The organism is Streptomyces sp. bgisy130 (assembly GCF_057708345.1).
Map to the genome: position 1 here is coordinate 42,521 of NZ_JBYISA010000031.1, position 24,768 is coordinate 67,288.

Below are 24,768 nucleotides of genomic sequence, written 5' to 3' on the forward strand. Positions count from 1 at the left end.
GCGGGCTGCGAAGCAAGACTGTACAGCAGGTCAGGGGGTGCGGTCGAACTCGATACCGGCGGGCCGGGTTCCTACGGCGCGGCGGCGTCGACCGCCTTCACGATGCGCTTGTCGGAGACCGGGTACGCGGTCCCCAGCGCGTGGGCGAAGTAGCTCACCCGGAGCTCCTCGATCATCCAGCGGATCTCCAGGGCCGCGGCCGGCACCGGGCGGCCCGGCGGGAACTGCTCCAGCAGCCAGGCGTATTCGTCCTGCATCTCCTTCACCTTCGCCATCCGGGTGCGGTCCCGCTCGGCGTTGGTGGGCAGCTGCTGGAGACGGCGGTCGGCGGCCACCAGATAGCGCATCAGGTCCGGCAGCCGCTTGGCGCCGTGCGCCGTCACGAAGCCCGGCTTGATCAGCGCCGCCAGCTGCTCCCTGATGTCCGTGAGGGACGGCAGCAGCGAGGGGAACGCCGTCTCCTTCAGCCGGCGCTCGCACGCCTGCCAGGCGGCCAGCACCTCCTGGACCTGCTGGATGGTCTTCAGGGTGACGTCCACCAGATCCGCGCGGACCTGGTCGAACAGCTTCCGGAAGGACTCCTCGTCCCAGGCCGGGCCGCCCCGGGCCGCGATCAGCCGGTCCGCGGCGGCGGTGACGCAGTCCTCGAAGAGCGCGGCGATGGAGCCGTGCGGATTACGGGACAGCGCGAGCTTCTGCTGGTTGCTCAGCTTGTCCTGGGCGAACTTGGCCGGATTGGACGGGATGTTGAGCAGGATGAGCCGGCGGGTGCCCGCCCACATCGCCGTGAGCTGTTCGGCCTCGGTGTCGAAGAGGCGTACGGCGACGCTGCTGCCCTCGTCGACCAGCGCCGGGTAGGCCTTGAGCGGCTGGCCCGCGCGGCGGGTCTCGAAGGTGCGCGGCAGCGTGCCGATCGTCCAGGACGTCAGCCCGGTCCGCTGCTCGGGGCCGGCCGCCCCCGGGCTGCCGTCCGCGCCGCCCTTGCGGTCCCTGGCCGGCCGCTCGGCGGCCTGCTCGAAGGCCTTGGAGATGGCCGCCCGGGTCTTCGGCTTGAGCTTCAGCCGCAGCGCCTCCAGGTCCTTGGCCTCGGCGAGCTTGCGGCGCCGCTCGTCGACCACCCGGAAGGTGATCTTGAGGTGGTCCGGGACCTTGGCCGGTTCGAAGTCCGCGGCCTCCACGGGCACGCCCACCATCCGCTGGAGCCCCGCGGCCAGAGACGTCGTCAGGGCGCCCTGAAGGGGGACCGTGGAGTCCAGGAAGCGGGCCGCGAAGTTCGGTGCCGGGACGTAGTTGCGCCGGATCGGCTTGGGCAGGGACCGGATCAGCTCCGTCACCAGTTGCTCGCGCAGGCCCGGGATCTGCCAGTCGAAGCCCTCGGAGGAGACCTGGTTGAGGACCTGGAGGGGGATGTGGACGGTCACACCGTCCGCGTCCGCGCCCGGCTCGAACTGGTAGGTGACCTTGAACTTCAGCTTTCCCTGCCGCCAGGAGTCCGGGTAGTCGTCCTTCGTGACGGCCTCGGCGGACTCGTTGATGAGCATCGAGTGCTCGAAGTTCAGCAGCTCCGGCTCGTCGCGGTGCTTCGTCTTCCACCAGGCGTCGAAATGCGCGCCGGAGACCACGTCCGCCGGAAGGCGCTGGTCGTAGAAGTCGAAGAGGGTCTCGTCGTCGACGAGGATGTCGCGGCGCCGGGCGCGGTGCTCCAACTCCTCGACCTCGCCGAGGAGTTTGCGGTTGTCATGGAAGAACTGGTGATGGGTGCGCCAGTCGCCCTCGACCAGGGCGTTGCGGATGAACAGATCGCGCGAGGTCTCCGGATCGATCCGGCCGTAGGTGATCTTTCGCTGGGCGACGATCGGGACGCCGTAGAGCGTCACCCGCTCGTACGCCATCACCGCGGCCATCTTCTGTTCCCAGTGCGGCTCGCTGTAGGTGCGTTTGACCAGGTGCTGGGCGAGCGGCTCGATCCACTCCGGCTCGATTTTCGCGTTCACCCGCGCCCATAGGCGGGACGTCTCGACCAGCTCGGCGGACATCACCCAGCGCGGTGGCTTCTTGAAGAGCGCGGAGCCGGGGAAGACCGCGAACTTGGCGCTGCGGGCGCCCAGATACTCGTTCTTGGCGTCGGTGTCCTTGATGCCGATGTGCGAAAGCAAACCAGAAAGCAGGGAGGTGTGGATGGGGTCCGGCGCCGCATCCTCCTCGCTGAGGTGGATGCCCATGGTCTTGGCGACCGAACGCAGCTGCGAGTAGATGTCCTGCCACTCGCGTATCCGGAGGTAGTTCAGGAACTCACTGCGGCACATCCGGCGGAAGGCCGAGGAGGACAGCTCTTTCTGCTGTTCGCGGACATAGCGCCAGAGGTTGAGGAAGGCGAGGAAGTCGGAGGTCTCGTCCTTGAAGCGGGCGTGCTGCTGATCGGCCTGCTGCTGCTTGTCCGCGGGCCGCTCGCGCGGGTCCTGGATGGACAGCGCCGCCGCGATGACCATGACCTCGCGGACACAGCCGTTGCGGTCCGCCTCCAGCACCATCCGTGCCAGCCGCGGGTCGACCGGCAGCTGGGAGAGCTTGCGGCCGAGCGGGGTGAGCCGCTTCTTGGGGTCCTTCTGCTGGGTGTCGAGCGCGCCGAGCTCACTCAGCAGATCGACGCCGTCCTTGATGTTGCGGCGGTCCGGCGGGTCGATGAACGGGAACTTCTCGATGTCGCCGAGACCGGCCGCGGTCATCTGGAGGATGACGGAGGCGAGGTTCGTCCGGAGGATCTCCGCGTCCGTGAACTCGGGGCGGGTGAGGAAGTCGTCCTCCGAATAGAGGCGGATGCAGATGCCGTCGCTGGTACGGCCGCAGCGGCCCTTGCGCTGATTGGCGCTGGCCTGCGAGACCGGCTCGATGGGCAGCCGCTGGACCTTGGTGCGGTAGCTGTAGCGGGAGATCCGGGCCATGCCCGGGTCGATGACGTACTTGATGCCCGGGACGGTCAGCGAGGTCTCGGCGACGTTCGTGGCCAGCACGATCCGTCTGCCCGTGTGCCGCTGGAAGACGCGGTGCTGCTCGGCGTGCGACAGCCGCGCGTACAGGGGGAGGACCTCGGTGAACGGGAGGGCCTTCTTGTTGAGCGCGTCGGCGGTGTCGCGGATCTCCCGTTCGCCGGAGAGGAAGACCAGGATGTCGCCGGGGCCGGCGGACTGGAGCTCGTCCACGGCGTCGCAGATCGCGGTGATCTGGTCGCGGTCGGCGTCTTGGCCGCCCTCCTCCAGCAGCGGGCGGTAGCGCACCTCCACCGGATAGGTCCGGCCGGAGACCTCGACGATCGGTGCGCTCGGTTTCGTCTCTTCCTCGCTCCCGGAGGCGCCGTCCCGGGAACCGTCGCGGTCCGGCGCCGCCCCTACGGACGCGAAGCTGCCGAAGTGCCGCGCGAAGCGCTCCGGGTCGATGGTCGCCGAGGTGATGACGATCTTGAGGTCCGGGCGCCGGGGCAGCAGCTGGGCGAGATAGCCGAGGATGAAGTCGATGTTGAGACTGCGCTCGTGCGCCTCGTCGATGATGATCGTGTCGTACTGGCGCAGCTCCCGGTCCGTCTGGATCTCGGCGAGCAGGATGCCGTCCGTCATCAGCTTGACGAGGGTGTCCCCGCCGACCTGGTCGGTGAAGCGGACCTTCCAGCCGACCGCCTCGCCCAACGGGGTCTTCAGCTCCTCGGCCACCCGCTCGGCGACCGTACGGGCCGCGATCCGGCGGGGCTGGGTGTGCCCGATCAGGCCCCGGATACCCCGGCCGAGCTCCAGGCAGATCTTGGGGATCTGGGTCGTCTTGCCGGAGCCGGTCTCCCCGGCGACGATCACGACCTGGTGGTCGCGGATCGCGGCGAGGATCTCGTCCTTCTTCTGGCTGACCGGCAGCTCTTCCGGATACGTGATCTCGGGGACCGCGGCGCGCCGCTGCTCGACCCGCAGCTCCGCCTCGTCGATACCGCCGGCGATCTCCGAGAGCACCGCGGCGCGGGCCTCGGGCTTACGGATACGGCGCGCGCCGTCGAGCCGGCGCCCCAGCCGCTGCTGATCGCGCAGCATCAGCTCGGGAAGACGTTCCAGCAGGTCGGAGAGGCCGGGAGCGGCGGTGCCGGGCAGCGCGGGAGCAGAGCCGTCGGGCAGGGCGGAGGCAGGCTGACTGGACATACGTCCCCCAGGATCTCACCTCGTGCAAACGACTGGCGAACCATTTGCCCGCGCGGGCGCCGTGCGGTGCGGCCCGGCAATGCTTCGGCTGTCCCGGCCGGTTCTCGCACCCACCGACTTCCCGACCGGGCGCCACCGCCATCCGGGTGGCCGCGAGGGGGCGTGCGAGCCGGCGCGGGGGAGTGCGCAGGCGCCCGAAAATGGACCCTGAAGCCCGCGCGCATCCACGAGAATGCCCCTATGGACAAGGGAATACGACGGATCGCGGGCATCGTCATGATGGTCGCCGGTATCGCGCTGGGCGCCTGGCTGGTCTTCGGTGCGCCGCACGACTGGGAAGGCAATGTGCGGCTGGTGAAGATGGCGATGGGCCTGGCGGCGACGGGGATGATCACCGGCGGTGCCCGGCTGATCTTCTGGCAGCCCGAGGGCGGGCCCGCCGAGGCCGTCGGGGAAGCCGGCGTCGGATAACGACGAAGAAGGCCCCGATTCGAGGAATCGGGGCCTTCTCCCAAAGGGTGTGGCTGGGGCCGGGGTCGAACCGGCGACCTATCGCTTTTCAGGCGATCGCTCGTACCAACTGAGCTACCCAGCCGCAGCGGTCCTGACGGGATTTGAACCCGCGGCCTCCACCTTGACAGGGTGGCGAGCACTCCAAACTGCTCCACAGGACCTTGCATTGTGCGAAAGCGGCGTGAGCCAGTCTCGCACACGGTGTTGCGTGCCCCCAACGGGATTCGAACCCGTGCTACCGCCTTGAAAGGGCGGCGTCCTGGGCCACTAGACGATGAGGGCTGGTGGCCACCTTGGCGTCGTTACCGGCGCCGTCGGGGACGTGAGAAGCATATGGGATGGGAGGACCGTTCGCCAAAACGGTTCAGCGGGGGTGGTCGGACGGGCTCCTGGCCGGGGGCGCGGAAGGGTGGGACGAGGGCCCGGAGGACGGGCCGGAGGAGGACGGTGAACCGGACGGCGAAGGCGTGGCGCCGGGTTGGTTCTCATGGGGGAGATGGCGGCTGACCTCGGCCCGGGACAGGCCCAGTCCGCCGAGGGTGATCTCGTCCCACGCCTGGAGCCGTTTCGTCCTCCGGTCCAGATAGAGCACCGAGGCCAGGACCGGCTCGGGCTTCTTGTTGTGCACCGCGCGCAGCCCGCCGCCGCCCGTCGAGCCCTCGACCATCAGCCGGGTGCCCTGGGGGAGCAGGGTGTTCTCCCGGTGGTGGACATGGCCGGCCAGCGCCAGCGGGGCCAGGCCGTCCGCCTCGGTCACCGCGGCGGGGTTGTGGGCCAGCGCGAGGTCGACGGGGGTGCCGGCCAGCCGCTGGGTGCGCAGCGCGTCGGCGAGGCGGCCGCCGGCGGTGCGCTCGGCGGGGTCGCCGGCCGCCACCACGGAGCGGTCCGGGGTGAACTGCGGGTCGCCGACGCCCGCGATACGTACCCCTGCGACCTGGGTGACCTTGCCGTGGTCGAGGACGGTGACATGGCGGCGGCCGGACAGGTACTTCTGCGTGCCCCGGGAGTCGTGGTTGCCGCGTACCCATACGTAGGGGGCGCCGAGGGTGGAGACCGGGTCCAGGAAGTGGTTCTCGGCGGCCGAGCCATGGTCCATGGTGTCGCCGGTGTCGACGATCACGTTGATCCGGTACTGCTTCACCAGGGAGGCGATGATCCGCCAGGCGCCGGGGTTGAGGTGGATGTCGGAGACGTGCAGGACGCGGATGGTGGTGGGGTCCGGCTGGTAGACGGGCAGCGTCGAGGTGGCGTCGTAGAGCTTGGTGACGTTGGTCACCAGGCGCGCCAACTCCTGCTGGTAGACGTTGAATTCGCTGACGATGCTGCGGGCGTTGCCGACCACCGAGGGCGCCGAGGTGAGCAGGCCGGAGAACTTCGGCTCCAGTACGGACTCCGGGTTCCAGGTGGCGTACGCGGTGCCCGCGGAGGCGCCGAGCAGGGTGAGCGCCAGACCGCCGGCGGCCAGTGCGCGCCGCGGGCGGCGGTAGACGGCCAGGCCCAGCGCGGTGGCGCCGGAGGCCACGGCGGCACAGGAGTGCAGCGCGAGGCCCAGGGCGCCGCGGGTGACGTCGTGGGTGACCTCGGCCTGGAGACCGGCGAACCGTTCGGGGTGGTCGACCAGCGCCTGGGAGCGGACCGGGTCCAGCCGGTCGACGCCGACATCGAGCCGTACGGGCGCGTGGTGGCTGCTCAGTTCCAGGTCGCCGAGCGGCGCGACCTCGATCCGGGTGCCGCCGGACAGTGAGGGGCGCAGCGCCATGCTGGTGTCCATCGGGCCGACGGGGACACGGAGGCTGCCGATCAGCAGCAGCCCCAGCCAGGCGCCCGCGACGGTGACGGCCATCAGACCGAGGGCGGACGCCAGGGGGCGGTGCGGCGCGCCGTCGAGAAGGGTGGCGGTGGGGGCCGTACGGCGGGAGCGGTAGCGGCGGCGGACGGCTGCCGGGAGGGCGCGTACGCCGTCGAGGCCGGTATGGAGCAGCCGGTGCGGGTGGCTTTGCGGGGCGTCGGGGTTCGGTGTCCGGGAGCGCGCTGCGCGGGCCATTGGTCCCGTATGCCCGGCCGTGGCGCCGTTAAGCGAGGAGCGGCCGCTTCCGGTTGGGCTGCGGTGCGGCGGGCGGGCCGCGACGATCGGTGGGGAGGCGCCGTGGCGGAGAATGGTGGTGTGCTGGAAATGACGCGCGAGGAGTTCGAGGAACTGGTCGCCGAGGCGCTGGACCGGATCCCGCCGGAGCTGACCCGGCTGATGGACAACGTGGCGGTCTTCGTCGAGGACGAACCACCCGCCGACGACCCCGACCTGCTCGGGCTCTACGAGGGGACGCCGCTGACCGACCGGGGGGAGTGGTACGCCGGTGTGCTGCCGGACCGGATCACCGTCTACCGGGGGCCGACGCTGCGGATGTGCGACACCCGCGAGGACGTGGTCGCGGAGACCGAAGTGACGGTCGTTCATGAGATCGCGCACCACTTCGGGATCGACGACGAGCGGCTGCACGCGCTGGGCTACGGCTGAGGGTGCTCCCGTAGGGGCTGCCGGGCACCCGAAGGGCCACGGCCGGGCGGGAGTGCGTCCCGGAAGGCGCGCCCGGCGCGATCGGCCGGGCCCGGTGCGTGTCCTCAGGTGGGGGGCGGGAGTTGGGCAGGGCGTCCGTGCCGCCGTCCCTGCGTTCCGGATCCGGAGGTCCCGCCGTGCGCCCGAGCCCACATCGCCCGTCGTCCCTGACGCCGACACCGTCCCCGTCGTCGTCCCCCGCCCCTTTGTCGCGCCCTCCGTCGGGGGTGCGCTCCCGCGCCGCCGCGGCGGCCGTGGCTGTCTCCGCGCTGGCCGCGGCGCTGGCCGGCTGTATGAGCGTGAGCGACCCGGAGGAGCCGAAACCGTCCAACAGCACCGCGCGGCACGACGGGAAGGACGGCTGGTCCGGCCCCAACGGGGTGACCGTGGACGGGCGCGGCGACGGCCCGCGGCGGATGGGGCGCACCGGCGGGGCGCATCCGGCCGACGGCAAGGGCAAGAAGGCGGGCAAGGCGTCGAAGAGTGCGGCACCGGAGCCGTCCGAGCCCGGTACCCCGTCCCGGCCGGTGCAGCCCTCGGGCCCCGAGCCGGGCGCGGGCGCCGGCCACGGCGGCTCCGGCGGCCATGGCGGGCGGCCCCGTCCGGAGCCCTCGCCGTCCCGCCCCGACCGCCCGGCCACCCCGCCGGCCTCGTCCGCGCCCAGTACGCCCCCGGCGCAGCCGACCCCGGCGCCGAGCAGCCCCCCGCCACCGCCGAGCTCCCATGCCTCCGGCCCGTCCCCCGTCTCGCCGGTGGCGTCGGAGTCGGAGTCCTACGACGAGGAGGCGTGAGGGGTTCCGGGCGGAGCGGGTAGCTTTGTCCGGGGGCGCGGAGGGCCTGGCCAGAAGGTCATTTGCCATCCGGGGGGCGGAGTGCGTATGGTGGTAGATCGTTTGATCCCATTTGCCCGGCGCCAGAACAGAAGCGCGCCGCGTGGCGCGTTCTCTCCCTTGCCGTGGCTGACCGCATAGAGGCGGTCTTGTGAAACACACGGAGTTTGGGCGCGTGCCGAGACTCCGGAAGGTTTCGCATTTCGCATGTCCATTTCCACTGAGCAGTCCGTCATGCCCGCAATCGATGAGCAGACGGACCCCGAGGTGACGGCGGTCGACGAGTCGCCCGAGACCGACACCGTCACCTTCGCCGACCTCGGACTGCCCGAGGGCGTCGTCCGCAAGCTCGCGCAGAACGGCGTCACCACCCCCTTCCCGATCCAGGCCGCGACCATTCCGGACGCGCTGGCCGGCAAGGACATCCTCGGCCGCGGCCGTACCGGCTCCGGCAAGACGCTCTCCTTCGGTCTGCCGACCCTGGCGCAGCTCGCCGGCGGCCACACCGACAAGAAGAAGCCGCGCGCCGTCATCCTCACCCCGACCCGTGAGCTCGCGATGCAGGTCGCGGACGCCCTCCAGCCCTACGGCGACGTCCTCGGCCTGAAGATGAAGGTCGTCTGCGGCGGTACGTCCATGGGCAACCAGATCTACGCCCTGGAGCGCGGCGTCGACATCCTCGTCGCCACCCCGGGCCGGCTGCGCGACATCATCAACCGTGGCGCCTGCTCCCTGGAGAACGTCCAGGTCGCGGTCCTCGACGAGGCCGACCAGATGTCCGACCTGGGCTTCCTGCCCGAGGTCACCGAGCTGCTGGACCAGGTGCCCGAGGGCGGCCAGCGGATGCTGTTCTCCGCCACGATGGAGAACGAGATCGGCACCCTGGTCAAGCGCTACCTGACCAACCCGGTCAGCCACGAGGTCGACAGCGCCCAGGGCAACGTCACCACCATGACCCACCACGTCCTGGTCGTGAAGCCGAAGGACAAGGCGCCGGTCACCGCCGCCATCGCCGCCCGCAAGGGCCGCACCATCATCTTCGTCCGCACCCAGCTGGGCGCCGACCGCATCGCCGAGCAGCTCGTCGAGTCCGGTGTGAAGGCGGACGCGCTGCACGGCGGCATGACGCAGGGCGCGCGCACCCGGGTGCTCGCGGACTTCAAGGACGGCTACGTCAACGCGCTGGTCGCCACCGACGTCGCCGCCCGCGGTATCCACGTCGACGGCATCGACCTGGTCCTGAACGTCGACCCGGCCGGTGACCACAAGGACTACCTGCACCGCTCGGGCCGTACCGCCCGCGCCGGCCAGTCCGGCACCGTCGTCTCGCTGTCGCTGCCGCACCAGCGCCGGCAGATCTTCCGGCTGATGGAGGACGCGGGCGTGGACGCCTCGCGCCACATCGTCGGCGGCTCCGGCGCCTTCGACGAGGACGTCGCCAAGATCACCGGTGCGCGCTCGCTCACCGAGGTCCAGGCCGACGGTGCCAACAACTCCGCCAAGCAGGCCGAGCGCGAGGTGGCCGAGCTCACCCGTGAGCTGGAGCGCCTTCAGCGCCGCGCCACCGAGCTGCGCGAGGAGGCCGACCGGCTGACCGCCCGGGCCGCCCGCGAGCGCGGTGAGGACCCGGCCGAGGCGCTCGCCGCCGCTGCCGAGACCGCCGCCGCCGAGGTGGCCGAGGCCGCCGTTCCGGCGCAGGCCGGCGCGGCCGACGAGCGCCGCGACGACCGGGGCAACTTCGAGCGCCGCGACCGCCGTGACGACCGCTCCGGCGGCCGTTCCTTCGACCGTGACCGCCGTGACGACCGGGGCGGCTTCAACCGTGACCGCCGCGATGACCGTTCCGGTGGCCGTTCCTTCGACCGTCGTGACGACCGTTCCGGCGGCGGTTTCAACCGTGACCGTCGTGACGACCGGGGCGGTTTCGGCCGTGACCGTCGTGACGAGCGTTCCGGTGGCGGTTTCAACCGTGACCGTCGTGACGACCGTTCCGGCGGCGGCTTCAACCGCGACCGCCGTGACGACCGTTCCGGTGGCCGTTCCTTCGAGCGCCGTGACGACCGTGCCGGTGGCGGCTTCAACCGCGACCGCGGCGACCGTCCGAGCCGCCCGTTCAACCGCGACGACCGCTCCGGCAGCCGTACCACGGGCCGTCCGGCCACCGGTGGCTACCGCTCCGCCGGCGGCGACCGCCCGTTCAACCGTGACGACCGCTCCGGCGGCCGTCCGTCCACCGGTGGCCACCGCTCCGGCGGCGACCGCCCCTACGGCCGTCGTGACGACCACCGTGGCGCCCCGACCGGCTCCTTCGGCCGTCGCGAGGACAAGCCGCGCTGGAAGCGCAACGGCTGATCACCGACGCTGATCCGCGGGGCCCGTACGCACACAAGTGCCGTGCGGGCCCCGCGCGTTGTACGGCCCGCCGCAGGCCCCGCCGGGCCCTTCGGCCGGCCTCGTGGCACCCCGCCGGATGGCTTGATCCGTAATGCCTTCGGGCTGCGGCACCTCCTCGGGCTATGCTGCTCGGTGCGGGCCATTAGCTCAATTGGCAGAGCAGTGGACTTTTAATCCATTGGTTCAGGGTTCGAGCCCCTGATGGCCCACCAGAAGCGGGACGGGAAGACCGTCCGGCCGGATGCGGTGCCCCGAGGGCCCGGGCCGTTCGCGGTCCGGGCCCTCGGGCGTGAGCGGGTGCCGGGCGGTGCTCAAATGCCCTTGAGCGCCCCGCGCTTGGGGGCGCGGGGCGGCCCCTGTTTCCTCCTGGGCTTCCCGCGCCGCCCGCGCGCCACCTCCTCCCGGCTGGTCCCGTGACCCGTCCGGACCCCGATGAGTCGCCGTCCCGGCCCGTACCGGCAAGCCTGGGGACGTCGAGGCGACCGGCACGACGGTCCCGTACGGACGGGCGGGAGGGGGAAGAGGCCGGTGCGGATGCTCCGAGGTGAGGCGCCCTCCGAGGGCGACGGGGAGCGCCGTGCCCGGCTGGTGTCGTCCGGCCGGCTGCTGGTGCGCCGGCTTCCCGTCCTCCTGATCGGCGGCGGCGTCGCCTTCGGCACGGTGACGCCCGCCGGTTACACCGCCGCCCCCTTCTTCTCGGCCGCCCCACTGGTCGCCGCGCCGCTCTTCGCGCTGCGCGGCACCGTGCTCACGGCCCTGGCCGCCGTGCTCGGCGAGATCTGGGTCGTCCTCTATCGCGGCGGCGCCGCGCACGACCACGTCGAGTCGGTGACGGAGACCGTCATGGTCCTGCTCGTCGCTCTGACGGCCCTCGGCATCAACCGGATCGTCCGGAGCGCCGACGTCCGCCCGGCTTCCCCGGGGGACGTCTCGGCGGCCGCCCAGCGCGCCGTCCTGCCCACGCCGCCCGAACGGCTCGCCGGGTTCGCCATCGCCGCCCGCTATGTGGGCGCGCGGGTGGCGGACCGGAGCGGCGGTGACCTGTATGCCGTGCAGGAGACCCCGCACGGCGTACGGCTGCTCGTCGGCGATGTACGGGGCAAGGGGCTGGACGCGGTGCGGACCGCGGTGATCGTCATCGGCGCCTTCCGTGAGGCGGCGGAACAGGAGCGCACCCTGGGGGCGGTGGCGGGCCGGCTGGAGCGGGCGCTGCGGCGGGAGGGCGGGCGGCGCGAGGGGGTGGAGCAGACCGAGGGGTTCACCACTGCCGTCCTGGCCGAGATCCCCGCCAACGGGCAGTCCGTTCTGCGGGTGCTCAACCGGGGCCACCCGTCCCCGCTGCTGCTCACCCCGGACGGCGGGCTGCGTGAGCTGCTGCCCGAGGCGCCGGCGCCGCCCCTCGGGCTGGGCGAGATGGCGAGCCGGCCGGACCGGCCGGACGAGACGTTCTTCCCGGCCGGGGCCCTGTTGCTCTTCTTCACCGACGGGGTGACCGGCGCCCGGGACCTCCTCGGCCGCTACTACAGCCCGTCGGGCAAACTGCGCGGCTGCCGCTTCCCCGGCCCGGACGTCCTCGTGGACACCCTCGTCGAGGATGTGGCACGGCATACGGGCGGGGCGCCGGCCGACGACATGGCGCTGCTGGCGGTGCAGCGGCCCATGGGGGCGTAGGCGGGGGACCGTAGGGGGCTTGGCGGGGGCCTATTGGGGGCGGGCCGGTGTAGGGGGGACAAGCGGGCGTACAGGGTGCCGTACGGGAGCCGGGCCGTCCCCCGGCCCCGCTCAGCGCCCCGGGCCGCCCCTCGCGCCGGAGAGGCTGTGCAGGCTCCGGCCGTGCGGGCCGGTGAGCGCGACCGGGCGTCCGTCGAGCGCGAGGGTCAGGTGCAGGGCGTCGTCCGGGCGGGGCGCGTGGGGTGCGGAGTCGGTGATCCACGGCAGCACGGAGTGGTGCTCGTTGGAGATCCAGTGACCGCCGCCGGGCCGCCCGTCGAGCAGCGACCGTACGAGACGCGCGAACTCCTCGCGGCGGGCGGGCGGGAGATAGCCCAGCACGGCGCTGTGGAAGATGACCAGCGTCGCCCCGGACGGTGCCTCGGCGGCGAGCGCGGGCAGCTCGTCGATCAGGTCGCCGCGCACCATCCGCGGCCGCGGCGCCGGCCGCACCGCCTCGACGGCGGCGGACAGCCGTGCCGCACGCTCCCCGTCGCCCGGCCATACGAGCGCCTGGAGCCAGCGCAGATCGTCCGGTTCGCGGGCCGGGTCGAGCGGGTCCAGGTCGATACCGGCCCGCCAGACGATCTGCGGCATCCGTTCGGGCAGCTCGTCGGCCGCCCCTCCCGTACGGCAGGTGAACATCAGCGGGCTCTCCGGTGCCCCCAGCTCGGCCCGGCGGGGCGGCCCGTCCTCGCCTCTGGCCTCGTAGCGGTAGCGATAGCGGTCGGGGTGCAGACACAGCCCCGCGGACGCGCCGGCCTCCAGCAGCGCCAGCGGCTGCGGCAGACGGGCGAGCAGCGGCAGCAGGGTGGCGCAGCGGGCCGGTTCGTTGGTCTGGGTGGCGCGCTGCATGATCACCGCGCGCACCTCGTCCCAGTGCCGGATCGTCCACTCGCGCCAGCGCCCGTACGCCGCCGCACCGCGCGGGCCCGTCTCGGCGTGCGGGCCGTCGAGATAGCGGACGGCGGCGAGCAGGAGGTCCGGCTGCTGCTTGTTGCCGGCGGGCAGCGAGCCGGACAGCAGATCGCAGAACTCCGCGTCCTGGCTGATCCGCGCGCTCAGCTCCTCGTGCGCGGCCGACCGGCCGCGCGCCTCCCGCCAGGAGAACTCCCCGTACCGCTCCGCCACTCCCCACGCGTTACCGGCAGCCCGTCCGGCGTTCCCGGTGTTCCCGACGTTGACGACCATGATCCGACGTTACTGCTCTCACCCTCCGTAGCTGAGGGGCACCCCTGCGCATAACGACTGGCACACAATCCGCGAAAGATCGTTTAGGGCCGGCGGGCAACTCGCCCGGATTGCTGCACTGCTGGCCGAAAACGTCGCGCGGCGGCTTGCCCGGAGCGCATACGGATTCGTGGGAACGCTTGGAATTCGGTCGCCGTCTCTATTACTGTCCGATAACGCAGCGCGGTCGTCCCAGCCGTCGCCCGAGGCGGCACCGCGCGCCGACGCCGAATCCCGCACGCGCTTTTCACGCACCCCCAAGCACTTCGAACTGCACCTAGGGAACCGGGGAACCACTTCCTTGGGGTGAATCGGACGCCCTCCGCCAGTGGGCGTCCGTAGGAGACCTTCCTGCTCCGAACCCGTCAGCTAACCCGGTAGGCGAGAAGGAAGGAAAGGAGTGCGCCCCCGTGGCGTCCAACAGGCCTACCCCCGAGGACCCGTTCGCCTACGAGCTCGATGACCGAGGTGCCTTCCCCGGCCCCGGTGCCGAGGACGGCGACGGACCGTGGGAGGAATGGAATCCCACCGAGGAATCCACCCGTTCCGTTCGAGGCAAGCACCGCGTCGCCAAGCAGCGCGGCGGCGGCTTCGCCCGCAGCGGCACCGTCCTGGGTGTCGGTGTCATCGCGGCGGTTGGCGCGAGCGGCATGGCCTCGGCCGAGGGCCGTCCGCCGGTGCCGATCTCGATGCCCGACATCGGCGGCATGGCGGACGACCTCTCCGAGAAGCTGCCGGACGCCAAGGAGCTTCCCGGCATCGGCGACCTGATATCCGACGACGACTCCGCGGCCACCGACGCCGCCTCGGCTCCCGACGGCGGTGCCGTCACCGCCGCTTCCACGGGCGCGGACACGGGTAACGCCGCGGGCGCCGGTGAGGCGCTGCGCAGCCGCATCCTCCAGCAGGCCGACGCGCAGCAGGGCTCCGCCGAGCAGGACGCGCGCGAGGCCGCCGAGAAGGCCGCCGTCCAGCAGGCCGCAACGGCAGCCGCCGCCCACCAGAAGTCGGCCGAGAAAGCCGCAGCAGCCAAGAAGGCGGCCGAGATGGAGGCCAAGCGCAAGGCGGAGGAAGCGGCCCGGCGGAAGGCGGAGGCCGAACGCCTCGCCAAACTGGCGAAGAGCTTCATCGCCCCCGTGTCCTCCTACACGCTCACCGCCGGCTTCGGCCAGGCCGGCGACCGCTGGGCCGCCGACCACACCGGACAGGACTTCGCCGCGCCGACCGGCACCCCCATCAAGGCGGTGCACTCCGGCACCATCACCCAGGCCGGCTGGGCCGGCTCGTACGGCTACCGCATCGTCCTCACCCTCGACGACGGCACCGAACTCTGGTTCTGCCACCTCTCCTCGATTTTGAAGACCTCCGGCAAGGTCAGCACCGGCGACGTCATCGGCCGCGTCGGCGCCACCGGCAACGTCACCGGCCCCCACCTCCACCTGGAGGTGCGCCCCGGCGCCGGCGACCCGATCGACCCGATGCCGTGGCTCCGCGACCACGGGCTCAATGTGTGACCGAGGGCCTCGAAGCCTGAACCACGCCCTCAACCCGTAAGGGTCCGAGAGAAGTTGTTGCCGACCGGGGGAAGAGGAAGGAATAACTCCTCTTCCCCCGGCGCTGCAACAACGCATGACCGCGACACGCAGCACCCCAGACGCCCGCAGCACCCGCAAGCCTCTCGGCTCGCTCTCCGTCTCCCCGCTGTCGCTCGGGGGCAATGTCTTCGGCTGGACGGCCGGCGAAGCCGAGTCCTTCGCCGTGCTCGACGCGTATGTGGCGGGCGGGGGCAATTTCATCGACACCGCCGACGCCTACTCGTATTGGGTCCCCGGTAACAAAGGCGGCGAATCCGAGACCGTCATCGGCAACTGGCTGGCCTCCCGCGGCAACCGCTCCGAGGTCGTCATCGCCACCAAGGTCGGCGCCCTCCCCGGCTACCAGGGCCTGTCCCCCGCCACCATCAAGTCCGCGGTCGACGCCTCCCTGACCCGTCTGCGCACCGACTACATCGACCTCTACTACACCCACTACGACGACGAGTCGGTCGAGGTCCCGGAGTTCCTCACCGCCCTCGACGACCTCGTCCGGGCCGGCAAGGTCCGCGAGATCGCCGCCTCCAACATCTCGGCGCAGCGCCTGGAGGAGTCCCTGGCCTGCTCGGCCCGCGAGGGCCTGGCCCGCTATGTCGCCCTCCAGCCCCACTACAACCTGGTCTCCCGCGACACCTACGAAGGCGAACTCGCCGAGGTCGCCGCCCGCCACGACCTGGCCGCCGTGCCCTACTACGCCCTCGCCTCCGGCTTCCTGACCGGCAAGTACCGCCCGGGGACCCATGTCGACAGCGCCCGCTCCGGACGCGCCGCCAAGTACGCGGACACCGACCGCGGCCGCCGCATCCTCCAGGCCCTCGACACCGTCGCCACCGCCCACGAGGCCGAACTCGCCACCATCGCCCTCGCCTGGCTCACCGCCCAGCCCACCGTCGCGGCACCGATCGCGAGCGCCCGCACGGTGCAACAGCTCCCGGCCTTGCTGGCGGTGGGGGAGGTGACGCTGACGGAGGACGAACTCAAGCTGCTGGACGAGGCTTCCGCCTGACCCAGCTCCGGGGGACTGGAAGCGAGCTGCGCCCGCCCGCTTCCTCCCCCGAGCGGGAGAATGCGAGCTGCGCCCGCCCGCTTCCTCCCTCTTCCCTCTCCCCGTCCCCTCCTCCGCCCTACTTCCGGCGATCCACCACGGCCCACGACGCGGCGGCCACCCCACCCGCCACCGCGAACACCGAAGGCCAGGTCCCGATCTTCTTCGCCAACGGATGCGACCCGGCAAACGCCGCCACATACACCCCACTCAACGCAGCCGCCGTCACATTCCCCGCCTTGCGCTGCCACTCCCGCGCCGCCACGGCCCCAGCCGCCGCCAGCGCCACCCCGCCGAGGGGCCGTTTCTTGCTCCAGCGAGCGACGGCGTAGCCGCCTACTAGGCCGGTTGCGGCAACTGCGGCCGGGGGAACCCGAACCATCTCCATGACCTCCCTGAGGGGACAACTCTCCCGACCCTATGTCCGCGGGGCGGGGGGAGGAGGCGCGTTCGGATTACTCCAACTTGACGGGCCGGCCGGCTTCTGCCGCAGCTACTTGACCGCCGCGCGGAGCAGTACTTCAGCGTCAGAGAAGAGCTCGTACTCCAGCAGGCTGCATGCAAGGCTCATGATGTCGTTGGCGGACTGGTCTCGTGCGTACCCCTGAAGAAGGGTCTCCGCCTCGTCGTCGACTTCCCGGCCGCGCAGGGAGACAACCACGGCTGCTACCTCCGCTGGCAGTAACACAGCCGCAGCATTGCTGAGTGCCGCGGTCGCTTCGTGGTGATTCTGCTGGCTGGCAAGCGCGGATACTCGCACGGTGACGTAGTCGGCGGCGCGGATGTCGTTCACTTCATCCTGCCGGTCCGCGCGGTGGTAGGGGACCGGCAGGGTAATGGGCGGCCTGTGGCGTGATGCCGGACGTGCCTGGCCGCCGGCTCCTGAACCGGCTCTGCGGCCCCTGTCCAGGCATTCGGCGAGGATGCGCTCAAGATGCCATCTCCGGCTCGTAGCCGTCAGGCGTTCCGCCTCGCTGCGGCCGAGTTCCCTGATAAGGCTGTTGCATCCGGAGCAGTCAGTCGGATTGTTTGCTGACCTTTGCAGGACCAGCAGGTCTTCGAGTGGGGGAGGGGTTCCAGCGTGCCGTCCGAGCTGCATCGTCGCATGTAACCAGCAGATAAACCATCCAGGCGCTATCAACTTGCCGCTGAAATAGCGGGAGATGGTCGTCTTGCTCAAGTGTTCGCTGTTGCAATCTTTGGCGGCTTGGGCGGCGATCGCAGTGTAGGTCTCCAGGCCTGTCGGCAGCATCGGGCGCATTGCCCGGAGCGCTTCGGCGAGCTTCTTGTTGCCAGCAGGCAGCCCCGGGTCAATCGCAGCCACACGACGTCCCTGTCGCGCCATGTGCCCCCGCCTTCGTCGTAGTGCCAGTGGGGGCAAGACTAAATTCCATTGTTGCGTTTGTCCGGGAAACTCTGCCGTCTGCTCGCAATCGCGGGCCGGGGCCGCTGATATGGAACCCACGCACCGGCCGCCGTAGTTCCTCCACAGCGGCCGAGTTGGGCTTTGTTGTCAGCAGAAGGGTGGGGCCGTTATGAACGTGCCGTCCTGGCAGGACGCATCGAAGGGAAGCAAGGTTCGTGTTGCCCGGTGGCTCGTAGAAGTCGTCGGTGAGGGGCAGCCGTTCACGAAGACGGCCATGCGCGAGGCGTTTCCCGGTGTCGCACAGATCGACCGCCGCATGCGCGATCTCCGCGACGCGGGCTGGGTGATTGACACGAACCGGGAGGACCCGAGTCTCCACAGCAACGAGCATCGATTCGTGGCAGAGGGCGAGCCCGTGTGGTTGCCTGGTAAGGGGAAGGCGAAGCCGCAGACGCGCCTGACCGCTACTCAGCGCAGCGATGCGATGAGGGCCGACGGCTATCTGTGCCGCAGCTGTGGAGTGGGGGCTGGCGAGACCTTTGGCGATGGCCGCGGAACTGCTCAGCTGGACATCGCGCGTCGCCAGGTAAAGCTCGTTGATGGCTCTACGGAGCAGCAGTTGGTCACGGAATGCAACCGGTGCCGGGTGGGGAACCGGGGCAGCGAGGCTGACGTGGCTGACTTTATGCGGAGCGTGGAGAGCCTCGGCCCTGTTGAGCGGAAGGTGCTCGCTCAGTGGATCGATGCGGACCAGCGCACGTACAGCCTCCTTGAGAAGCTGTGGGGAACGTACCGGACGTTGCCGACGGAGGCACGTGAGGCCGTCAAGCAGGCGGTTTGCGGCGAGAGCCAGTAGAGGGGTTGGGGTACACCATGCAGGAATTCCCGCCGCCGCCGAAGGCGGCCGAGTTCAATGACCTGATCAAGAAGCGCCTGGAAGAGGTGAAGAACCGCGGGGGCACGCGGGAGACCGTGACGGTGGACTGGAACGGCCAGCCGCTCAATGTCGAGGTCATCGATCTGCCTCTCCTGGGGCTCTATTACAACCCGGCCACCCACCGGATCCGTGCGCAGCGGACTCATGACGCCAAGAAGGACATGGCGCTTCGGGCCGAGCCATGGGGCGAGACAGGGCAGGAGTACCTCGATGAGCTGCTGAAGGCGGAGCCGGCCGATCCAACCCGGCGCGACCCCGCCTTCGACAAGCTCAAGGAGAGCCTGAAGGAATACGGGCAGAACGACCCGGGACTGATCACCCACCAGGGCATCCTGGTCAATGGCAACACCCGGGCAGCAGCGCTGAATGAGCTTGGCGCGGTGTCCATGCGTGTGGGCGTCCTGCCCGAATCGTTCACGTGGGCTGACATCAATGCGGTGGAACTGTCGCTGCAGCTGCGCAAGGACCACCGCCGCGACTACTCGTACATCAACCGGCTCCTGGCTATGGAAGAGCAGGCGAGCCTGGGACGCACGCCTGAAGCCATCGCGAAGGCGTTCCGGATCCAGGTCAAGACCTACGACCAGGAGCGGTGGATCCTGCGGGTGGTCCGTGATCAGATCGAGCGCAGTGAAATCGGGAAGGCCACGCTGCGGCTGGTCGATTTCGAGGACCACCAGGAGAAGCTGAAGGAGCTGCACCGCGACTTCAGCAAGCTCGCCGCATCCGATCCTGACCGGGCGGAAGCCCTCAAGGAAACCCGCATGGCAGCGATCACCCTGGGGTTCTCCAAGACGGACGTCCGGCATATCGAGGAAGGTTTCCAGGAGTACTATCTGTCGTCCGTGCTTCCTCCTCGTCTTGTGCCAGAGGTGGAGCAGGAGGAGAGCATTTCGGTACCTGGCCTGGGTCTTTCCGTCCCGGGAGCGTCTTCCAGGGTGTCCGCTGCGCGTGAGCTCAACCGGCGTGTCCTCCAGGCCAAGGCATGTGTTGCGGCGTCGGAGACGACCGAGGAGGAGAAGCGCGGGGCGCAACTGCTGCAGGACGATGTGCGTAACGCCTTCGACAAGGCCATCGACCGGGCAGGACGTGACGCGCGACTGCGCAAGCGGAAGCAGATCGCGCCCGAGCGGTTGATGGACGCCTGTGCAGCGATCGAACTATGCGTGGGCGAGCTGGTGAAGGCGCGCGCCTCCCACAGCCTGGATGAATCGGCCTTTGACGAAGCAGCCCTCAAGCTGAGGGACAGTCTTCGGCAGCTGGCGCAGCAGGCCGGCCGCGGCTCCCACGAGCCCGGAGAAGGCGTCAGGTGGCTGCTTGAGGCCGCGTCTCTGGGACGTGACTGATGCCAGAGATGGGCAGCGGCGTCACGCTGCACCTCGGTTTCGACACGTCACACACGAAGGTTGTCCTCAGGACGACTGAAGAACACCGCTCTGAACTTGTCCAGCTGGCTGCCCGTTTTCGCTCGGGCGGCCAGCTCGGCCCCCTCGCTGTGATCGTTGAGATTGATGACCTTCTTTCTCAGCTCAGCGCCGTCGGCAGTTGGTCCGACCCTCAAGGTGTCAGCTGGGACCCAGAGCTCAGGTACCTGGTCGCCTCCAGCGTCCAGGACGCGGAAACGGTGCGGAAGGAGCTGGAAGCGCCGGACGCCCAGCACCGGCTGGCGGCAAGCGAGGTCGCGGGCCTGCTGGGCAGCAACTGGACCGCTTCGCTCACAGAATTCCAGCAGCGGGACATCGCGAAGCTGCTGTCACTCCGGCATGGCGCCAACTTCAGCGTTCCGGGGGCCGGGAAGACCCGGGTCGGGCTGGCTGTCTACGCTGCGATGAAGGAGCAGGGCGAGGTGAGCCGGCTCATGGTCGTCAGCCCGAAGTCGGCTTATGAGTCGTGGCTTTACGAAAGCGGTGCGTGCTTCCGCAACCGCCCTCGCCCGATGCTTCTGGAGTCCGCCCGCGATCAGTGGGCCGAGATCCTCATCGTCAATTACGAGCGGCTGGACCGCTCGCTGCCGTTTCTGGCTGCCTGGCTGCAAGATGCCCCATCCATGATCATTCTGGACGAGGCGCACCGTATGAAGCTTGGCTCACGTGGCACATACGGTGCGGCGTGTATGACTCTGGGGCCGCTGGCCAGGCGACGGCTGATCCTGACGGGAACGCCGGCACCGAACGGCGCCAAGGATCTGGAGAACCTGCTGGGCTTCGTCTGGCCTGGTTATGGTCAGCGCTCCGTTGCCCAGGCGGTTGCGGACGGCGACCTGGCGCATGCGAGTTCCGCGCTCCGTCCGCTTTTCACGCGGACCACCAAGCACGAATTGGAGCTTCCGCCTCTGGAGCCGGTGATGGTTCCCGTAAAGATGTCTCCGCTCCACGGGGAGATCTACCAGGCGCTTGTGGGCGATATGTCGGCGCGGGCCGAGCCCTCCGCTGATGACTTCGCCGCCCTCGGCAAGTCCGCCCTCCGGCTCTTGATGGCGGCGACCAATCCGGCGCTGCTTCTCGAAGGGAGCAGCAGGTACGAACCAGTGGAGTACCGCCTTCCCCCGCTGGAGATACCGCACGATGACTCCCTCTACGAGCTGTTGAAGGAGCTCCCCAGCTACGAGCTGGCCCCCAAGTACACGGAAGCCGCGAGGATTGTGGCGGCCAATGCTGCGCAGGGGCGCAAGACCTTGGTGTGGTCGACGTTTGTGCGGAGCCTGACGTCGCTGGGCAGGTTGCTGGAGAACTTCGAACCGGCGGTCGTCCATGGCGGGACGCCCGACCGCGAGGAGCAGTTGCGGCGGTTCCGCGAGGATCCGGACTGCATGGTGCTGGTATCGAACCCGGCCACGCTCGGAGAGGGCATCAGCCTGCACCAGGTATGCCATGACGCCGTTTACGTGGACCGGGACTTCATGGCGGGCCGGTATCTGCAGAGTCTCGACCGTATCCACCGGCTTGGACTGGAGCCTGGTGTCGAGACCCGGGTTACCGTTCTCGCTGCCCAGGAGACGGTGGACGAAGTGGTGGCAGTCCGTCTGCAGCAGAAGCTGGATTTCATGGCCAGGGTGCTGGATGACCCGTCCGTCCAGCAACTCGCGGATCTGCAGGAGGCACCGCCCATGGCCGGAGGCCTGGACGCGCAGGATATCCGGGCGATGCTCAAGCACATCGGCCGCGGCTAGCGCCCTGTCGCAGGCAAGTCCGCTCCTGGCAGGAGGCCCTGCCAGGAGCGGACTTGACCTGTGCTGGGAAACTTCTGGTGCTGACAGCAGACCACCGGGCAGCTGCGATTCGTGAGCGGCAGCCGAGAACTCTGCGACACTTGAGAATCTGCTTTGAGCCACACCAGGAGGACCGACGCCCATGGGCGCGAGCAGCCGTGACGAGAGCGCTTTGCTGACCTCGATCGAGATCTGCGCAGGAGCAGGGGGGCAGGCACTCGGCTTGCATGGGGCGGGATTCCGGCACCTTGCTCTAGTCGAGATCGACAAGCACGCGCACGCCACACTTCAGAAGAACCTTTCTCAGGACGAAGGGTGGGGTGACTGCGAGGCGCTGAATGAGGATCTCGTCTCAGAGTTCGATGCCCATCGAGCGATGGCTGCTCTTGGCGGCAGAGGGCTTGAAGAGAATGAGCTTGACCTCTTGGCCGGAGGGGTGCCATGCCCGCCCTTCTCGGTGGCCGGGAAGCAGCTCGGCGGCGACGATGAGCGGGACTTGTTCCCGCGCATGGTCGGACTGATCGATTCTCTTAAGCCCCGAGCCGTGATGATCGAAAATGTGCGCGGCATCATGGACGCAAAGTTCGACGAATACTGCAATTCGATCATCAAGAGCATCGAAGGGATGGGTTACTGGTTCTGCGGCTGGCATCTCCTTGAGGCGCGCAACTATAACGTTCCCCAGCTGCGGCCGCGTTCGATCTTCGTGGCTATTCGCGAAGAGGACCGAAAGAAGGCGGGGCTGGGGATTGATGAATTCCCGTGGCCAGTCGGTGTGACGGAGCAGAAAGATAATGTCTTCGGAGCTCTCGAAAAGACGATGGAGTATCGCCGCGACCGTCTGATCGAAGAATTTCCGGGTGACGTCGACCGGATTAAGGATGCCTACGAAGCGTGGCGTGACAAGGCAGACCAGCCGGGGACTGTAGCACCCACGCTCGTCGGTGGGTCAAAGAAGCACGGTGGTGCTGACCTGGGGCCGAGCAGGGCTAAGGCTGCCTGGCGTGCCTTGGGTGTCAATGGGCTAGGGGTTGCGGACGATATCGACAGCGTGAAGCGCATCGACCGGGACAAGCATCTTGAACGCGAATTCCTGCGCCCTCAAGGGCCGATGCTGACTGTCCAGCAGGCTGCCCTCATCCAGCACTTCCCGCCGACCTGGAAGTTTCAGGGGGGCAAAACGGCGCAATACCGCCAGGTGGGGAATGCCTTCCCTCCGCCGGTAGCTCAGGCTGTCGGCCAGGCTATTGCTTCTGTGCTGCGGCCTGAGTGCCGTGAAGAGCTGCTTGCGGGCCTGCAGATTGAGCGGCTGGGCGCGAGGAGGGGGAAGCGCGCTTTCCAGCAGCCGGAGATTGCCGAGGTGCTGGAAGTGTCAGTTGCCTCCGCTGAAGCGTCGCTGGATGACCGTAGCGGCGATCTTGTCCGCGCATAGTTCCGCTGGCTCGTGCTCCCAGAACCGGAGTACGAGCCAGCCCGCGCTGGTCAGCTGCTGATCGGTATCGCGATCCCGAGTGACATTTCTGGTCACCTTCTCTGACCAGTAACCGGAATTCGTCCTTGGCGGGACGTAATGCTCCGGACAGCCGTGCCAGTAACAGCCGTCAATGAACACCGCGACTTTCGCCGGACGGAAGACCATGTCGGCGGTTCGCCGGAGGTCCGGCAGCGGGCGGGCGGAGACGCGATAGCGCAGGCCCTGAGCGTGGACCAGACGGCGGATCCGTTGCTCGGGCTTGGTGTCGCGACTGCGGATCGCCTGCATATTGCGGCGGCGTGCAGCCGACGAGGCCCAGGACCCCTCTGGCGCTGTCCATTCACTGTCATCGGGCACATCTCCGAGCGTAGCGGTGCCTGTGGTGCATGTGAGGGGTGGCCGGACGCGCTCTGCGGTCTCACGAACCTCCCCCCATGCCACCGCTGCGAGCACCCAGGACAGCCCTTCCTAGCTGTGTCTGCTGTCGTGCCAAGCCTCCACCAACGCCACCCGCCCCCAAGCCTGGTACTCCCGCAAGTGCTCCAGCAAGTGCTGCTCCCGGGTGGCGAAGTCGGGGGAAGGTCCCAGGAGATGAGCCCGCCGACGATGGAACGACAGGGTGGTGGCGACGGTGGCGTACTCGGTGACGGCGCGGGCGGCGGCCGGGCCCTGGGTGGTGCGGGCGATGTCGCGGGCGAGGGCGCGGGTTTTGAGGGAGGAGAGGGCGGTGGGTTCGGTGGGGGTGAGCCAGCCGGCGGTGATGTAGGGGGTGAGGTAGCCGCGCAGGGTGAGCAGTTCCTGGTTGCGGGCCCAGATCGCCAGCCAGGTCAGGGTGATGAGGACGGGGACCATGAAGAGGCCGTAGACGATGAGGAAGCCGAGGTCGCCCAGGGCGGAGGCGCCGTTCCAGATGGCGTGCAGGAGGACGGCGGTGAGCAGGCCGAGGAGGGGGAGGGCGCGGCGGGCGGCGCGGCGGCGGGGGTAGCGGGTGGCGGCGATGCCGAACGCGAGGCCGGTGAGGATGGTGAAGAGCGGGTGGGCGAAGGGGGAGACGATGATGCGGAGGAAGAAGGTGCCGGCGGTGAGTGAGTCCAGGCCGGAGTGGCCCAGGGACTGATCCTTGCCGAAGGCGTTGCCCAGGTAGAGGACGTTCTCGGTGAAGGCGAAACCGGTGGCGGTGATGCCGGCGATGACGATGCCGTCCGTGATGCCGTCGAAGTCGCGCCGCCGGAAGCGGTAGAGGAAGAGCACGGCGGCCGCCTTGACCACTTCCTCGACGACCGGGGCGATCACCGTCGCGCCCCAGGCCTCGGCCTCGGAGGCCGACGTGGAGGCGATGTTCGCGGCCAGCCAGTCGGTCGCGAAGCCGTTGGCGAGCAGCGCGACCAGCGTGGCGGCACAGGCGCCCCAGGTGAAGGCGAACGCGAGGTTGCGCCAGGGCTCGGGTTCGACGCGGTCGAGCCAGCAGAACGCCGCCACCAGGAGCGGAACCGGGAAGACGGCGAGACCCAGTCCGACGAGGAAGCCCTCGGTGCCGGTCTCCTGGCGGACCATGCCGATGATGATCACGCCGGAGAGCGCCAGCAGCGACACCAGGGCGACCGCGCGGAGGGTCTTGCTGCGCCAGGGCGGCGTCCGGCGGCGGGCGTGCGCGGCGCCGGGCTTGTGCGTGTGCGGTGTGTACGGGGGCGGGGCGGGCGCGTGGGGCGGGTACGGGGGCGGCTGGGACGGGTACACCCA

18 protein-coding genes, 4 tRNA genes and 1 riboswitch are annotated in these 24,768 nt (G+C 69.7%); of the genes, 12 read left to right on the top strand and 10 right to left on the bottom strand.

Features of this window, described 5'->3' with window-relative positions; translation table 11 throughout:
* Positions 1-71: 71 nt before the first annotated feature.
* Entirely contained in the window at positions 72-4,175 is a 4,104-nt protein-coding gene (gene hrpA, locus AC3EUV_RS29540) for an ATP-dependent RNA helicase HrpA (RefSeq protein WP_435604251.1), read from the bottom strand.
* Positions 4,176-4,415: 240 nt separating this feature from the next.
* On the opposite strand from hrpA, the gene AC3EUV_RS29545 reads away from it, so the two are divergent.
* On the top strand, positions 4,416-4,646 hold the full coding sequence (locus AC3EUV_RS29545; RefSeq protein ID WP_435604252.1) for a hypothetical protein: 231 nt from the start codon (positions 4,416-4,418) through the stop codon (positions 4,644-4,646).
* Between the two features lie 50 nt (positions 4,647-4,696).
* On the opposite strand, the gene AC3EUV_RS29550 is transcribed toward AC3EUV_RS29545, so the two are convergent.
* The 4 genes from AC3EUV_RS29550 to AC3EUV_RS29565 form a co-directional block, all read right to left on the bottom strand.
* Positions 4,697-4,770: transfer RNA gene (locus AC3EUV_RS29550), tRNA-Phe, on the bottom strand.
* A gap of 4 nt (positions 4,771-4,774) precedes the next feature.
* Positions 4,775-4,849, bottom strand: a tRNA-Asp gene (locus tag AC3EUV_RS29555).
* A gap of 48 nt (positions 4,850-4,897) precedes the next feature.
* Positions 4,898-4,970, bottom strand: a tRNA-Glu gene (locus AC3EUV_RS29560).
* A gap of 82 nt (positions 4,971-5,052) precedes the next feature.
* Entirely contained in the window at positions 5,053-6,732 is a 1,680-nt protein-coding gene (locus AC3EUV_RS29565; protein ID WP_432144389.1) for a metallophosphoesterase family protein, read from the bottom strand.
* A 120-nt stretch (positions 6,733-6,852) separates the two neighbouring features.
* Here AC3EUV_RS29565 and AC3EUV_RS29570 point away from each other — a divergent pair, with 120 nt between their 5' ends.
* From AC3EUV_RS29570 to AC3EUV_RS29590, 5 genes are all read left to right on the top strand, one after another.
* Positions 6,853-7,203 carry a metallopeptidase family protein gene (locus tag AC3EUV_RS29570; RefSeq protein ID WP_432144390.1) on the top strand — a complete coding sequence of 117 codons (351 nt, stop codon included), beginning with the start codon at positions 6,853-6,855 and terminating at the stop codon, positions 7,201-7,203.
* 266 nt (positions 7,204-7,469) lie between these two features.
* Positions 7,470-8,033 (top strand): hypothetical protein, encoded by a 564-nt coding sequence (locus tag AC3EUV_RS29575; protein ID WP_432144391.1) that lies wholly within the window; start codon positions 7,470-7,472, stop codon positions 8,031-8,033.
* Positions 8,034-8,279: 246 nt separating this feature from the next.
* A complete protein-coding gene (locus AC3EUV_RS29580) occupies positions 8,280-10,424 on the top strand; it encodes a DEAD/DEAH box helicase (protein ID WP_435604253.1) in 2,145 nt (714 codons plus the stop codon).
* Positions 10,425-10,602: 178 nt separating this feature from the next.
* A tRNA-Lys gene (locus AC3EUV_RS29585) sits at positions 10,603-10,678 on the top strand.
* Positions 10,679-11,000: 322 nt separating this feature from the next.
* Positions 11,001-12,137 (top strand): PP2C family protein-serine/threonine phosphatase, encoded by a 1,137-nt coding sequence (locus tag AC3EUV_RS29590; RefSeq protein WP_435604269.1) that lies wholly within the window; start codon positions 11,001-11,003, stop codon positions 12,135-12,137.
* Between the two features lie 111 nt (positions 12,138-12,248).
* Here the strand turns inward: AC3EUV_RS29590 and AC3EUV_RS29595 are convergent, their stop codons facing one another.
* On the bottom strand, positions 12,249-13,367 hold the full coding sequence (locus tag AC3EUV_RS29595; protein ID WP_435604254.1) for a DUF2332 domain-containing protein: 1,119 nt from the start codon (positions 13,365-13,367) through the stop codon (positions 12,249-12,251).
* 283 nt (positions 13,368-13,650) lie between these two features.
* A riboswitch (cyclic di-AMP (ydaO/yuaA leader) is annotated at positions 13,651-13,805 on the top strand.
* 11 nt (positions 13,806-13,816) lie between these two features.
* Between AC3EUV_RS29595 and AC3EUV_RS29600 the strand changes: the two genes are divergently transcribed.
* A complete protein-coding gene (locus tag AC3EUV_RS29600) occupies positions 13,817-14,920 on the top strand; it encodes a M23 family metallopeptidase (protein ID WP_432144394.1) in 1,104 nt (367 codons plus the stop codon).
* 115 nt (positions 14,921-15,035) lie between these two features.
* Positions 15,036-16,004: an aldo/keto reductase gene (locus AC3EUV_RS29605; protein WP_432144395.1), complete on the top strand. Its 969-nt coding sequence runs from the start codon at positions 15,036-15,038 to the stop codon at positions 16,002-16,004.
* Positions 16,005-16,122: 118 nt separating this feature from the next.
* On the opposite strand, the gene AC3EUV_RS29610 is transcribed toward AC3EUV_RS29605, so the two are convergent.
* Both AC3EUV_RS29610 and AC3EUV_RS29615 read right to left on the bottom strand, forming a co-directional pair.
* Positions 16,123-16,425 carry a hypothetical protein gene (locus tag AC3EUV_RS29610; protein ID WP_435604255.1) on the bottom strand — a complete coding sequence of 101 codons (303 nt, stop codon included), beginning with the start codon at positions 16,423-16,425 and terminating at the stop codon, positions 16,123-16,125.
* A 111-nt stretch (positions 16,426-16,536) separates the two neighbouring features.
* Entirely contained in the window at positions 16,537-17,367 is an 831-nt protein-coding gene (locus AC3EUV_RS29615) for a hypothetical protein (protein ID WP_435604256.1), read from the bottom strand.
* A 211-nt stretch (positions 17,368-17,578) separates the two neighbouring features.
* Here AC3EUV_RS29615 and AC3EUV_RS29620 point away from each other — a divergent pair, with 211 nt between their 5' ends.
* The 4 genes from AC3EUV_RS29620 (at position 17,579) to AC3EUV_RS29635 (ending at position 22,986) form a co-directional block, all read left to right on the top strand.
* Entirely contained in the window at positions 17,579-18,265 is a 687-nt protein-coding gene (locus AC3EUV_RS29620; RefSeq protein ID WP_435604257.1) for a hypothetical protein, read from the top strand.
* Between the two features lie 17 nt (positions 18,266-18,282).
* Entirely contained in the window at positions 18,283-19,692 is a 1,410-nt protein-coding gene (locus tag AC3EUV_RS29625) for a ParB N-terminal domain-containing protein (RefSeq protein ID WP_435604258.1), read from the top strand.
* 8 nt (positions 19,693-19,700) lie between these two features.
* Complete coding sequence (locus AC3EUV_RS29630; RefSeq protein WP_435604270.1) at positions 19,701-21,515, top strand: DEAD/DEAH box helicase; 1,815 nt, start codon at positions 19,701-19,703, stop codon at positions 21,513-21,515.
* A 181-nt stretch (positions 21,516-21,696) separates the two neighbouring features.
* Entirely contained in the window at positions 21,697-22,986 is a 1,290-nt protein-coding gene (locus tag AC3EUV_RS29635; protein WP_435604259.1) for a DNA cytosine methyltransferase, read from the top strand.
* Here AC3EUV_RS29635 and AC3EUV_RS29640 read toward each other — a convergent pair.
* Entirely contained in the window at positions 22,927-23,385 is a 459-nt protein-coding gene (locus AC3EUV_RS29640; RefSeq protein ID WP_435604260.1) for a very short patch repair endonuclease, read from the bottom strand. The genes AC3EUV_RS29635 and AC3EUV_RS29640 overlap by 60 nt on opposite strands.
* Positions 23,386-23,496: 111 nt before the next feature.
* Entirely contained in the window at positions 23,497-24,765 is a 1,269-nt protein-coding gene (locus tag AC3EUV_RS29645) for a PrsW family intramembrane metalloprotease (protein WP_435604261.1), read from the bottom strand.
* Positions 24,766-24,768: the final 3 nt, after the last annotated feature.

What these genes read in the sequence shown, in the direction of transcription:
- AC3EUV_RS29635 (WP_435604259.1), top strand. Translation starts at nt 21,697, where the DNA reads ATGGGCGCGAGCAGCCGTGACGAGAGCGCTTTGCTGACCTCGATCGAG.
- AC3EUV_RS29630 (WP_435604270.1), top strand. Translation starts at nt 19,701, where the DNA reads ATGGGCAGCGGCGTCACGCTGCACCTCGGTTTCGACACGTCACACACG.
- hrpA (WP_435604251.1), bottom strand. Translation starts at nt 4,175, where the DNA reads ATGTCCAGTCAGCCTGCCTCCGCCCTGCCCGACGGCTCTGCTCCCGCG.
- AC3EUV_RS29620 (WP_435604257.1), top strand. Translation starts at nt 17,579, where the DNA reads ATGAACGTGCCGTCCTGGCAGGACGCATCGAAGGGAAGCAAGGTTCGT.
- AC3EUV_RS29605 (WP_432144395.1), top strand. Translation starts at nt 15,036, where the DNA reads ATGACCGCGACACGCAGCACCCCAGACGCCCGCAGCACCCGCAAGCCT.
- AC3EUV_RS29610 (WP_435604255.1), bottom strand. Translation starts at nt 16,425, where the DNA reads ATGGTTCGGGTTCCCCCGGCCGCAGTTGCCGCAACCGGCCTAGTAGGC.
- AC3EUV_RS29580 (WP_435604253.1), top strand. Translation starts at nt 8,280, where the DNA reads ATGTCCATTTCCACTGAGCAGTCCGTCATGCCCGCAATCGATGAGCAG.
- AC3EUV_RS29590 (WP_435604269.1), top strand. Translation starts at nt 11,001, where the DNA reads ATGCTCCGAGGTGAGGCGCCCTCCGAGGGCGACGGGGAGCGCCGTGCC.
- AC3EUV_RS29595 (WP_435604254.1), bottom strand. Translation starts at nt 13,367, where the DNA reads ATGGTCGTCAACGTCGGGAACACCGGGAACGCCGGACGGGCTGCCGGT.
- AC3EUV_RS29565 (WP_432144389.1), bottom strand. Translation starts at nt 6,732, where the DNA reads ATGGCCCGCGCAGCGCGCTCCCGGACACCGAACCCCGACGCCCCGCAA.
- AC3EUV_RS29545 (WP_435604252.1), top strand. Translation starts at nt 4,416, where the DNA reads ATGGACAAGGGAATACGACGGATCGCGGGCATCGTCATGATGGTCGCC.
- AC3EUV_RS29625 (WP_435604258.1), top strand. Translation starts at nt 18,283, where the DNA reads ATGCAGGAATTCCCGCCGCCGCCGAAGGCGGCCGAGTTCAATGACCTG.